Raw genomic sequence first — 12,422 nt, 5'->3', positions numbered from 1 at the left:
GGATGATCGGCAGACCTGGAGTTGAGAGGACAATCGTGAAAAAGCTGTTGATTTCGTTGGTTATTTTCATCATTATCATAGCTCTGGCGGTTATCGGCGCCATATGGTATGTCTCCCCAAGCCAGAAGCTTGATTTGGCTTATGAGGAAGTGCCTCTCATGGACAGGGCTATGAGCATGGTCAGACGGTTATCTACGGAATTAATGCTGTCAGAGACGGATATTAACAATTTTGGGAAACAGGCGCTTGCGCAAGCACCCCGGTACGGCAGCGGAATTGTGGTAACGGGTGCAAAATTTCAACTGGCCGGGGACAGGCTGATCGCCGATCTGAACATTCGTGTCAAGGACCGGATTCCCGCGGCACTGAAGCTGACCTACCGGCTGGAGTGGCGGAATCCGGATCTGACAGCTGTCATCGAAGAGGCCCGGATGAGAGATATCACGCTGCCCATCCGTTACTTCGGGAATGTCGTGATTCCAATCGGGGAAGAACTGCCGGAAGTTCTGGTTGTCCGAAACATCAGGATTCATAATGGAAGCCTTGTCGTAGAGTTCCAGAAGCCCAGGCTGGAGGATTTAAGCGGGCTGCTGCCATAGCAGCGCGTCAAGTCGAAACGATATGAAGAGGTGGATACTATGAAGGTTTATGAATTTATTATCCATTCCGAGATTCAACGCGAGGATTTGATTGCGGTTTTTCAGAAGGCTGCACAGTTCACCTCCGACATCCATATTTATTTTGACCATCACTATATCGAGCATGCGGTGGATGCCAAAAGCCTTGTTGGCGTCATGCTGGTGCCAGTTGATTCGGGTACGAAGATCCGGATTGAAACAAAAGGAAATGACGAGGAAGAAGCGATGGCCTTCATTGTCGGTTTACTGGAAGAGCGTTAATTCCTCTATTCGCATGCGCAGCCAGATTCTTCACTGTTTATCCCGTTCGGATAAGGAAACAAAAAAAGGGGACGATCCGATAGGATATCGGATAATCCCCTTTGCGATACGTGGATTACAGTACGCGGCGTGCAGTTTCGTAGTGATCTTTCCACCAGCCGGAGTTGATGCTGGAGATGGTAACTCCCGGGGCTCCATATGTATGGATGATTTTACCGTCCCCGATGTAAATGCCTACATGGTGGATGGGGGAATAGAAGAAGACCAGATCGCCGACTTTAAGGTTGCTTTTCGAGACATATTTACCGGCTTTGGACTGGGCTTTGGATGTGCGCGGAATAGTCACGCCGACAGTCGACAATACGCGTTTGGTGAAAGATGAGCAGTCAAAGCGTTTCGTTGTGCTTGTCGAAGCTCCAAACTGATATTTTACGCCCAGATACTTTTTGGCGTTTGCGATGATTTTGGATGAAGTTGAGCTTGTGGTAGCGGATGCCGCTGCAACCGGTTTTGGCGGTGCTGCCAATGTGCTGCTTGCCAGGACGGCCAAGCTCAAGGTGATGCCGACGATGCTTTTCCGAAACAGGTTTTTCTTATTCAATTTGTTCTGCCTCCCAAGGGTGTAATGGATGAATCAAGAATGTAAAGGATTGCATAAACCACTATAACACGTTAATCTTTTCCACTATTTACATAGTGTTATAGATTTTGAGCGATTCTGCGGCTTTTAGGAGTTTATGAGATTTTGATTAGAAAATCTTCATGGTTTGGGTGTGGACAAGGCAGGAAACTATCATTACAATAATAGATTTATTATGACTGCATGGGATGAAAGCACCAGGAAATATAATGTTTTGGTTAAATGCGAATGAATGGGAAAATGGAATAATAGAATACATAGAATAAGGGTTATCTGTTTATGAAAGGGGAAAGTTCATCGACATGCATAACGACAAAATTCTGATTTTGACCGGCAATTACGGAGATGGCCATCAACAGGCTGCAGCCGCTGTCAGCCATTCCTTAAAGCTCGGCTATCCGCAGGCCGAAACCGTCATTGTCGATGTGATGGATTTGACGCACCCCTATTTTCATTCCATTGGCCGTTATCTTTTTCTGCAAAGCCTGAAGAAGGTTCCTTCTATGTACGGATATTTGTATCGCAAAACGAGGCATGTGAACTCTTTGTCGGATTTTCTCAAAAAGCTCAACCGGTTCGGCGAGGAGAAGCTGCTGGATTTGATTGAGAGCATGCGTCCATCCGTCGTGGTCTCCACATTCCCCGGTGCTGCCGGTCTAATGTCGCTGCTCAAGTCTCACGGTCTGACGGAGGTTCCGACCGTAACGGTGATGACCGATTATACTGTTCACAGTTATTGGGTTTATCCGTTTACGGATCTTTATATTGTGGGCTCCGATGAGGTCAAGCAGGGGCTGATCCGCCATCATATACCGGGTGAAAGCATATCTGTAACAGGAATACCCCTTCGGCTGGAATTCAGCCAAAGGGGTAATTTGGAACTGCTGAGGAGAAAGCATCATCTGGACGACGGCCGGCCAACGCTGCTGTTTATGGGAGGCGGAGACGGTTTTTTCGGCGAGGGTCCCCATCAGATCGAAGCGCTGGAATCGCTTGCGGATCCCATTCAGGTCATTATTATTTGCGGGCATAACCATAAACTGAAGCAGCAATTAACCGAGAAATTCAAATCATCCAGCCACAAGGTGCTTATTCTGGGTTATATCGACTATGTACATGAATTGATGGCGGTTGCCGATTTATTGGTGACCAAGGCAGGCGGGCTGACAATTTCGGAAGCCTTGAACATGGAGCTGCCGATGATTGTCTTCAAGCCGCTTCCCGGCCAGGAGGAAGACAACGTCAACTACTTGCTCCGATCGGGTACGGCGCTGCTGGCAAACAGTACCAGGGATTTAGGCAGCAAAATCAGGGAATGCTTCAGTCAGCCCTCCATTTTGGGGCGGATGAGGGAGCAGGCAAGAGAAATTGCCAAGCGGCAGGCGGCAACGGATGCTGCCGATATGATTTGGAAATTGCGCTACCAAAGCGTCCAGGTCCAGCATGGGTAACGACTGTTAATCCATGCTGGACCTGGACTTGGAATATCAGAAAATAATACGGCGGCCATTGATTATTGCCCGGTAACGAGCACCGCCCCGTCTCCGTATTTGTCCATATACTGCTCCAGCGTCAAATCCTCGGACGCGACCACTTTGGCTATTTCTTTACCCACGTAGCGGATATGCCAAGGCTCATATTTGTAGCCGGTAATGTCTTCTTTTCCTTCGGGGTAGCGAATGATAAATCCATATTCATCTGCGTGCTCGGCTAACCATTTGGCTTCGGGCGTACCGGCAAAGCAGTCCGAAGCGGCACATTTGCCGTCCTTGCCGGTCACGTCGATGGCAAGACCGGTCTGATGCTCGCTTGTCCCCGGCACCGCACTGTAGGTGCGGGCTTTTTCCAATCCATCCTCGCGGACATAATTATCAAACAAGGTCTTTTGTCTGGAATAGGAACGGTAGGCGGATACGCCTGCCAGCGGAACGCCGTCTTCCTTGGCTCCCGCAAACAGTTGAACCAGCGCGTCGGCAGCGACCTGGCGGATTTTGCGTTTTTCGATTTTCTCCGAGAATGTGAACGGAACATCCGGATAGACCAGATCGGCCGGTTCATAGTCCTCGGGCAGCGCAAAGTGTTTGTTTATGAGTGCGGTGACGCTTTCGGGCTGTGCAACGACAACGATGGAGTCATCATCGTTAGTTGAATCAGACACAGGCGGCTTGGCCGGCGTCTGGTTCGCGTCAGCAGGCTGCTGATCATCTGCTGGCGGCTCTTCCTGACCTGTCTTCGTGGGCTCGTCCGTACCCGATTGCACGGGTTCGCCGGTGGTGGTGCTGTCCGATGAGCCGGCAGCAGCATTCTCATTCTGGCCCGGGCTCTCATTCGCCGATTGGCCGGTTTTGGCAGAATCCGAGCCTGCTTTAATTTCCTGAATAGTGACAACTGCGATAACCGCACAAATCAGCACAAGCAGGACGGCTATACGGCCGCCGGATTTTTTTTTCGTTCTTTTTCTCATCTGTCGAAACCTCCCGAATGATCTGTACCCATTATATAAGCCAGATGTTTCGAGACTGGCAAGTAATGTTTCGAGCTTGTAAACATTTGAGCACAAGGATATGAAGCAGATAACGGGCTTATCAAGCGCCATCCAATAGAATAGACGCAATTTTAATAGAGAAGGTTTCGACTTGATAGAAAAATCGGGAAAATCATTTTGTGCAAATAGCGGGCACTTCATGAATGGTCCGCAGCTGTAAAGGAGCATATAATAATACGAGTAGAAAATGGGTTATCTATCCTATAAAGCGGAGGCGGTTGTCATGAATCTGACAGGAATGCCGGAGCTATCCTCTATCAGGCCGATTCCGGTACAAGATCGCTGGTGCGTGCATGCCTACTACACGATTAGTCCGTATGCGCCGGACGGCTCGGGATTGTTATTGCTGGCCGGAGGAGATTTGGACAATGGGCTAGGAGAGGTGCTTGTCGTATCTTCGGATGGAGAGGTAGTCGACAGATTCGGACAAACTGCGCTGCATGCCGGCTTTTTCCATACGGGTCTATGGCAATCCTGGAGCCCGGACGGGAGATTTGTATATTATCAGAGCGGCACATTAAACCAGCCCCTTATTGTCAGGCGCGAGTTGAAAACGGGAGAAGAGCGAATTCTGGAGGGCGATATGGAAGGAGTTCCGCCGCGCGGCGAGCCGATTATTTCCGGCTTGATGGGGATGCTGTATGCGGCGGGGTACGGAACTGGCGTTTATGAGCCTGCTCTTAGTCCGGTTCCTTTTCAGCGGCGGGGTGAGCATGGACTTTTCCGGTTCTCGTTCGATCCGGACCGGGCATCGCTGGTCATGAGCACGGACGATATACTCAAGAAGCATCCCCGGCTGGATCGTCTGATGCATTCAGAGCTTGAGCTTAGACAGAAGCTGGGGGACGAAGAAGGATTGACGCTGATGTGCTACTGCGTCCGATGGAATGCGGACAGCAGCCGGTTTTTATTTTATTTTGGCAATCATTGCGTGGACGCGGGCAGGGAAGAGCCGCGGCTGGCTTATGTATTTACTTCGGATCAAGATATGAGGGATGTTCATCTGGCTCTCGATTTAAGCTATGACAGATCGGGCGTTCACTGGTCCTGGCATCCTGACGGGGAGCATCTGATCGGATACGGGCAGGACCCGGATGACAGGGCGAAGCTGTGCGTGGCTCAGGTCCGATATGATGGGAGCGGTTACAGGAAAATAAGCAAACATAACAGCGGAGGGCATCCGAGCATATCGCCAACGGATTATAATCTGCTTGTTACCGATACAGGAGGAATTCCGGGGGAAGTGGTGTTCATAGATTTGCAGACCGACACGGTTATGAAAAGTCTATTCCTTCCCCGTACCCTGGGAGAGTCCGAAATCAGCGGCAGAAATCCTCATCGGGTATGCCATCATCCCGTTTTCTCCCGGGACGGCAGCAGGGTTCTGGTCAACACGCTGCCCGGCCGATTGGCGGTTGTCGACGAAATCGACGTGGCTCGCTTGCTTGGATAAGTCCAGAGCATTCAGGGAGAACGGTATATACTACACTCAAAGGGGCTGCCGCATGGCAGCCCTTGCGTATTGATGATACTTTGTTCGATAGCCTATAGAAATTTATCGGGATGAAAGGTCATAAGGCTCCGCCAATACCCAGAATACATAATTTTTGGTCTTGCTGGTCTTGTACGGATAATCCCATTCCGTTACACCCCGCACAATCGTTTGCCCCGGAGACAAATAGCTGATGTAGCGGCGATATTGGCCAATGCGCTCTGAATCGCCTCTGGGCCGGTATGCCCCTTCGAGAAACTCATAGTCATATCCTGCCGGCACATACAGCCAGCTTTCCACGCGTTGATAGCGGTCCGTCGTATTCGTATAGCTGTACCAGTCAAAATCCCATCCCGCAGGATCATCGCTGTTGCCGATATAGCCCATATTAAATTGATTCGATAAAGTGGAACGGACGGCGCCCAGCTCAAATTCATTGCCATAGTCCACCGTTTCCAGAAAGGATTTCGGAATTACGGGGGCCGCGGCCGCGGTTTGTGCCGTCATAAGAACGGCTCCTGTCAAGGCAGCAAGAAGAATGCTTTTGAGCTTCAAAATAATTCCTCCTTCATACTCATGATCAGCTGGCCAGCCTCTTAACAACAGCATGCCATTACATCCATATTTTGTTAATCGGACTAAAGCCTTATTCTTTTGTCGTAATTTATAACTGCACTTTCATGCACAGCCAACACTTTGGCAAAAAAGTGCAGTGGGGAAGCAGTGAACATTTTTGCCGCCTGAGTCCGTCAGCTCTTGCAACCAGCGAAAAACAAGGGTTTTCTCCTTCAGCACCAGGGCAAAAAAGTCGTCTAGACGGTGAGCTTATCCATCAAGTAAATTGGGTTTACCAAACGTCCGAGCCAGATTCCGCAGCAGAGACCGAACAAGAACAGGAGGACCAAAGCTCATGGGTAAAACGCTGGCAACTACAAATTTGGGCAATAAAGGCCATTCACGAATGAAGGTGTTGTTCCGGGACCGTTATTTATATCTGCTGGCACTGCCCGGATTATTGTTTTTTCTCATTTTCAAATATGTCCCCATGTGGGGCCTGGTCATTGCGTTCCAGAATTACTCGCCATACGCCGGAATTCTGGGCAGCGAATGGGTGGGGCTGGATCATTTTATCCGCTTCTTCAGCAATTCGGACTTCTATATCCTGCTGCGCAACACATTAGCGATCAGTTTCCTGAACCTGCTGCTGTTTTTCCCGGCGCCGATTGTCATCTCCATTATGCTCAATGAAGTACGGCAGGTGATACTGAAGCGTCTGATCCAGACCGTTATTTATTTCCCTCATTTTCTCTCCTGGGTCATCATTGCCGGGATCAGCTTCATCATGCTGGGGCAGTCGGAGGGGGTCATTAACAGCATCCTGGCGCTATTGGGGATTGATAAAATAGCCTTCCTGACCTCGCCCAATCTGTTCTGGCCCATGCTGACCCTGCAAAATATATGGAAGGACGCCGGTTGGGGGACGGTCATTTTCCTGGCGGCGGTCTCCGGAATCGATCCTACCTTGTATGAAGCAGCGAAGATGGACGGCGCCGGCAAATGGAAACAGATCTGGCATGTCACGCTTCCCGGTATCCGGAATGTCATATTTGTACTGCTGATTCTGAAGCTTGGAGATGTGATGGACGTCGGATTCGAACAGGTATTCCTGATGGGCAGCGCTGCAGTATCGAATGTATCCGACGTATTCGACACCTATGTATACCGCAATGGCGTACTGAACGGGGAGTTCAGCTATACCGCTTCAGTCGGTTTGTTCAAATCGATTGTCGGTTTAATCATGGTGATGGCAGCCAATAAATGTGCCAAATTATTCGGTCAGGATGGCCTCTATTAAGAGGATGGGCTCTTGCCTGGCTCAAGCAAATCCATAAGGGGAGAAATCATGATTAAAGAAACCTTTGCCGAAAAAATATATTCCCGGCTTAATGTGCTGCTGCTTCTCCTGCTCAGTCTGGTTATGGTGTTTCCGTTGTATTACGTGCTCAGCGTATCCTTCACGGATCCGAGGGAGTATCTGAAGGGCGGAATCATCTGGTATCCACGCGGGTTCACATTGGAGAATTACCGGTATTTGTTTTCTACACCGCTGTTTATCCGCTCCATCGGCGTATCGACCTTTCTGGCCGTAGCCGGTACGGTGCTTGGGCTGATCGTCACATCGGCCCTTGCTTATACGTTATCGAGAAAGCGCTTACTGGGAAGAAAGACAATTCTCATGGTGATTTTGATTACGATTTTGTTTCATCCCGGCATTATCCCGAACTATTTGCTGATACGGGATCTGAATCTGATGAACTCCTTGTGGGCGCTCATTCTTCCCGCGCTCAGCAGCGGATGGAATGTGTTTTTGATGAAAAGCTTCTTTGACAGCATTCCCGCAAGCCTTGAGGAGGCTGCCGTCATAGACGGCTGCAACGATCTGCAAGTATGGTGGCGCATTATTCTGCCATTGTCTCTGCCGGCTCTGGCGACATTCGGCCTGTTCTTCGCCGTTGCCCACTGGAATGTGTTCTTTAATGCGGTGCTGTATATTAATGATTTCCGCAAATGGCCGCTGCAGCTTGTATTGAGGCAAATGCTGATTGATTCCAACACATCGGCGGGCGGCGGCAATGTGCTCCAGGAAGGGCAAATCATTAATCCCCAATCAATCAAAATGGCAGCCGTCATTATTGCGACTGTTCCCATCATGATGGTATATCCATTCCTGCAAAAGCATTTTACCAAGGGAGTTATGGTAGGATCTGTAAAGGAATGATGACATACAGATAGAATATATTTCAAAGGGAGGAAGCAAATTGAAGAAAAAGAAACGATTATCGATGCGGTCTATGGCTGCGGTGCTTCTGGTTTTTACACTTGCCGGGATGGCTCTGCTCAGCGCCTGCAGCAGCGGCAGCAACAGCCCGTCGAACAACACACCAAGCACCGGCAATACGGATCAAACGGACAACAACACCGCCAGCCAAACGGATAACCAGACCGGCAATCAAACCAATGAGCCTGCCGTGGAGCCGGAGAAGCAGGAAGAGCCAACAAGCATCAGCATTATGACCCAGTTCTATGGCGAGGAGCCGCCGGGTCCGGATAATGTGGTGATTAAGGAAGTCGAAAAACGGACCAATACCAAGCTGACCATTACATGGGTATCCCCCAACAGCTACAATGAGAAGGTGAATGTCACGCTTGCCTCCGGGGACATGCCGGATCTTACGCTGATCGGGGACAATTTTGCCCAGAATGTCAGAACAATGGTAACCCAGGGTGCTTTTTGGGAGCTTGGCTCATATATTAAAGATTATCCGAACCTTAACGCCTATCCTAAGGAGGCTTGGGAAAATACCAAGTATCAGGACGGTAAAATCTATGCGATTCCCCGGGTCAGGGGACTTGACGGGGGCCTCGCATCAGTACGTAAAGACTGGCTTGATAAGCTGAACCTGCCGGTTCCGAAAACAATCGACGAACTATACAAGGTGATGCAGGCGTTCACCAACGACGATCCGGATGGAAACGGCAAGAAGGATAGCGTGGGACTGGTCGGAAGCATAGGCGCGGATGGATTGGGTCTGGGCAGCTTCGCACCGATTCTGAACGCGTTCCAAGGCGCCAATGACGGCTGGAAGGTCGACGACAGCGGAAAATTGGTGAATATGGTAACGGATAAATCAACCAAAGATGCGCTCGCCTGGCTGAGCAAGGCCTACAAGGAGGGACTAATCCATAGCGATTTTGCCACCTTGAAGAATACCCAGGCCAGAGAAGCTGTCATGGCGAGCAAAGCGGGCATTGCCTTTGAAGCCGTATCGGCGGCGTGGGTGATGACCGAAGGAATCCGCACCACCAATCCCGCTGGCGATATGCTTCCACTGGTTTCCTTAACCGGACCAGGCGGCACGCCGTATGTGGGCAAAGGCGTTGGATTCAACGGCGTTTTCGCAATTCCGAAGTCCGTGTCCGAAGAGAAAATGAAAAAAATTCTCGCGTTCCTCGATTATGGTGCGTCGGAGGAAGGGTATGAGCTTGGCGCTTATGGCTTCAAGGATGTGCACTTTACGAAGGACGGGGACTTCTACGTGCAGACGGAACAGGCGAAGAAGGATATTGTCTCCACCTCCGCATTCGGTCAAATATTTACCCGCTATGATCAATACGCCTATGCGAAAGCGCCGAATATTCCGGCTGATTATTACAACCGCAACAAAAGCATCGTTGACGAAATCGGCAAGGTCAGCGTCTCCAATCCAAGCTTTGGGCTGTACTCCGAAACCTGGACCAAGTACCGCAACGATTTTCTCAAGAAGATTACCGATCTGCAGGTGAAAATCATGCTGGGCACGGAGCCGCTGGACAAATGGGATGCCTTCACGGCTGAACTGCTTGCGGATCCGAACTGGAATAAATCGCTGGAGGAATTAAATGACGCTTATCATAAAAAAGCAGGCAAATAGATAGGCAAGGTTTGATATAATGGGAGTATTATGAAGTTGATTAAAGGATGGACGGATTGCCATGAGGAAGCTTAACCTGAATTTTTTCTACAAGAATTTGATCATTGTGTTCATGGTTACCTGCCTTCCCATGGCAATCATTGCGGCAAGCAATTATTTTATCGGGGTCAAACAGATTGAGGCTGAAGTGAAGCGGAATCACCGGCTGCAGCTGGATGAAATATACCAAAGCATGGAGAAGCAGCTGTCCCAGCTTGAGATCATCGGGAATCAATGGGTATTCAATCCGGTATTCAATCAGGAGCTGCTTGAGGGCGATCTGAGACAGAAGCCGAATACGACACGGGAGCTGTTCGTATCGCTCCGGATCTTGAAGGAATCGAATCCGCTCATCGGCAATGCCGTGCTTTATCTGAACAAGGAACAGCTGCTTGTTTCGGATGAAGAAGGCATCTATACCATCACAGACGAGGCTGTCAAGCGGACATTCCAGGATCTGCAAAGGGGAAAATCCTCCTTGATGTGGTGGAATGAGCCCATTAGTCCGCTAAAGTATAAAAACAATGTGAACGCTGCGCTTGTCCACAAGGTTCTCGGCGCGGGGGAAGAACCTCTGGGAACGATCATTCTGTACCTCGACAAAAGCCAAATTGACGATTTCCTGTACCCGCTTAATCCCGACGGGGAGGGTGTAGCCTATATCCTCCGGCAGGACGGCGATTGGATCACAAAGGGCAGAAATCAAGGCGCGAAGGCCGTCGACCTGGACGAAGCCGTCCGCAGCGAGGTCATCGACCGCAAGCTCGAAGTAGGAGATTTTATCTTCAACCGCAAAGGTATCAGTTATTCTGTCACAGTAGGCGCATTATCGCGGAACGAATGGAAGTATGTCGTTGCCACTCCGCTCTCCAAACTAACATCCCCTGTCATTCTGGTATCCAAGCTGGGCCTTGTCTTCAGTCTAATAGGCCTTGCGGTTGCCGTCATCCTCTCCTGGCTCGCGTCAAGACGCATCTACAGACCGGTTAAACATCTTGTCGGTTTGTTTAAGGACACAGTTGGAATACCCTCCACATCCGATAAAAGCGACGAGTTTCAATTTATTGCCGGCAGGTGGCGCAAGCTCATCGATGAAAGCCATCAGCTGGAGACAAAGCTTGAGCAGAACAGGCAGTCTCTGAAGGAAGGTTTCCTGCTTCAATTGGTGCAAGGACATCTCTACTTCTTCACCGAAATGGAGCTCAAAGAAAAAATGACGTTTCACGGCTGGAAGGCGAGCGATAAAATCTTCGCCATTCTGCTGGTGCGTATGGACAGATTCGCCCATAACAAAGGGAAGTTTAATGAAGGCGACGAACAGCTGGCAACCTTCGCAGCCGCCAATATCACGCAGGAAGTGCTGCAAAGCAGCCGGCAGGACGCCGAAGTGATTAATTTTCATGATCTGTCCCTCGCTGTCATATTTGCCTTTCCGGCAGAGCGGCCCAGGGAGCAGGTCAAAAGCGATTTGTTTCACTTCTCCAGCGAGCTCATTCAGATGCTGACTCAATATACGACGATGCGGATAACGGTGGGGGTCGGAAAACTTGTAGATGATCCGCGGGATATTCACAAGTCCCTGGAGGAAACGCGGGCCGCTCTCCAGTTCAGGGATCTGGACAAAAACGAAGAGATTCTGGATATGGACGATTTGCTGCCCCGGCAAACCATTCAAGTAAACTATCCGTTCAACCTTGAGAATGCCATCATCCAATCCATGAAAATGGGGCTCAGAGATGAGGCGGTCAGGGAGCTGGGCCATTTTGCCGAACAAATAAAGCATAATCATTCCAGGGAAATGCAGTTTCAGCAGGGGATGCTGCAGCTGCTTGGAAGCATCATACACGAGCTGCTGAGATCAGGAGTATACTCGTCCGTTATGCAGAGCGGCAATCTCTATGAACAATTGAGCGGGATCAAGGATCAGGATGAAATGCTTGGCTGGCTGCGCTTTACCATTATCGAACCTTATATCGAGGAGCTTTCGGAGACCAGGGAAACGATATTGGAGCAGATTGTCAGCAAGGTGACGGAAGCGATTCAGGTCGATTTTCACACATCGATATCGCTGGAATCATACGCGGATCAGCACGGTGTTACATCCTATAATCTAAGCAAGGCATTCAAGCAATATACAGGAACAAATTTCATTGATTATTTGACCATTACCAGATTGGAAAAGGCAAAGGAACTTCTGAGCGGCACGGATCTGAAAATAAATACAATTGCGGAGAAAGTGGGCTACCAGCCAACCTACTTCATACGGATTTTTAAAAAAGTCGAAGGAATCACGCCGGGACGCTACAGAGAAACAATGCGAACATGAGAGATGCCT

The 12,422-nt window shown here is 49.7% G+C and carries 11 protein-coding genes; 8 read left to right on the top strand and 3 right to left on the bottom strand.

Going from position 1 to position 12,422, the window contains the following annotated elements; translation table 11 throughout:
• The first annotated feature begins 35 nt into the window (after positions 1-35).
• Together ACFOLF_RS03550 and ACFOLF_RS03545 are read left to right on the top strand one after the other, a co-directional pair.
• Positions 36-599, top strand: coding sequence for a hypothetical protein (locus ACFOLF_RS03550; RefSeq protein WP_210039786.1), 564 nt, complete (start codon positions 36-38; stop codon positions 597-599).
• 39 nt (positions 600-638) lie between these two features.
• The gene (locus ACFOLF_RS03545; RefSeq protein WP_210039787.1) at positions 639-899 is read left to right on the top strand and encodes an HPr family phosphocarrier protein; all 261 of its coding nucleotides are present in this window, start codon (positions 639-641) and stop codon (positions 897-899) included.
• A gap of 115 nt (positions 900-1,014) precedes the next feature.
• Here the strand turns inward: ACFOLF_RS03545 and ACFOLF_RS03540 are convergent, their stop codons facing one another.
• The gene (locus ACFOLF_RS03540) at positions 1,015-1,500 is read right to left on the bottom strand and encodes a C40 family peptidase (protein WP_210039788.1); all 486 of its coding nucleotides are present in this window, start codon (positions 1,498-1,500) and stop codon (positions 1,015-1,017) included.
• 341 nt (positions 1,501-1,841) lie between these two features.
• On the opposite strand from ACFOLF_RS03540, the gene ACFOLF_RS03535 reads away from it, so the two are divergent.
• Positions 1,842-2,990, top strand: coding sequence for an MGDG synthase family glycosyltransferase (locus ACFOLF_RS03535; RefSeq protein ID WP_210039789.1), 1,149 nt, complete (start codon positions 1,842-1,844; stop codon positions 2,988-2,990).
• Between the two features lie 62 nt (positions 2,991-3,052).
• On the opposite strand, the gene ACFOLF_RS03530 is transcribed toward ACFOLF_RS03535, so the two are convergent.
• Positions 3,053-4,003 (bottom strand): M15 family metallopeptidase, encoded by a 951-nt coding sequence (locus tag ACFOLF_RS03530; RefSeq protein ID WP_210039790.1) that lies wholly within the window; start codon positions 4,001-4,003, stop codon positions 3,053-3,055.
• A gap of 304 nt (positions 4,004-4,307) precedes the next feature.
• On the opposite strand from ACFOLF_RS03530, the gene ACFOLF_RS03525 reads away from it, so the two are divergent.
• A complete protein-coding gene (locus ACFOLF_RS03525; RefSeq protein WP_210039791.1) occupies positions 4,308-5,537 on the top strand; it encodes a hypothetical protein in 1,230 nt (409 codons plus the stop codon).
• Positions 5,538-5,639: 102 nt separating this feature from the next.
• Here the strand turns inward: ACFOLF_RS03525 and ACFOLF_RS03520 are convergent, their stop codons facing one another.
• Complete coding sequence (locus tag ACFOLF_RS03520) at positions 5,640-6,131, bottom strand: hypothetical protein (protein WP_210039792.1); 492 nt, start codon at positions 6,129-6,131, stop codon at positions 5,640-5,642.
• Between the two features lie 355 nt (positions 6,132-6,486).
• On the opposite strand from ACFOLF_RS03520, the gene ACFOLF_RS03515 reads away from it, so the two are divergent.
• The 4 genes from ACFOLF_RS03515 (at position 6,487) to ACFOLF_RS03500 (ending at position 12,413) form a co-directional block, all read left to right on the top strand.
• On the top strand, positions 6,487-7,431 hold the full coding sequence (locus ACFOLF_RS03515) for an ABC transporter permease (protein ID WP_210039793.1): 945 nt from the start codon (positions 6,487-6,489) through the stop codon (positions 7,429-7,431).
• Positions 7,432-7,479: 48 nt separating this feature from the next.
• Complete coding sequence (locus tag ACFOLF_RS03510) at positions 7,480-8,355, top strand: carbohydrate ABC transporter permease (protein WP_210039794.1); 876 nt, start codon at positions 7,480-7,482, stop codon at positions 8,353-8,355.
• A 40-nt stretch (positions 8,356-8,395) separates the two neighbouring features.
• Positions 8,396-10,048, top strand: a complete 1,653-nt coding sequence (locus ACFOLF_RS03505) for an extracellular solute-binding protein (protein WP_210039795.1) — start codon at positions 8,396-8,398, stop codon at positions 10,046-10,048.
• Between the two features lie 61 nt (positions 10,049-10,109).
• Positions 10,110-12,413, top strand: coding sequence for a helix-turn-helix domain-containing protein (locus tag ACFOLF_RS03500; protein ID WP_210039796.1), 2,304 nt, complete (start codon positions 10,110-10,112; stop codon positions 12,411-12,413).
• The last annotated feature ends 9 nt before the right edge of the window (positions 12,414-12,422 follow it).

This window comes from Paenibacillus sepulcri (assembly GCF_042647105.1).
Lineage (GTDB): Bacteria > Bacillota > Bacilli > Paenibacillales > Paenibacillaceae > Paenibacillus_Z > Paenibacillus_Z sepulcri.
The sequence above is the reverse complement of the archived record's forward strand: the minus strand, read 5'-3'. Positions and strand labels throughout refer to the sequence as shown.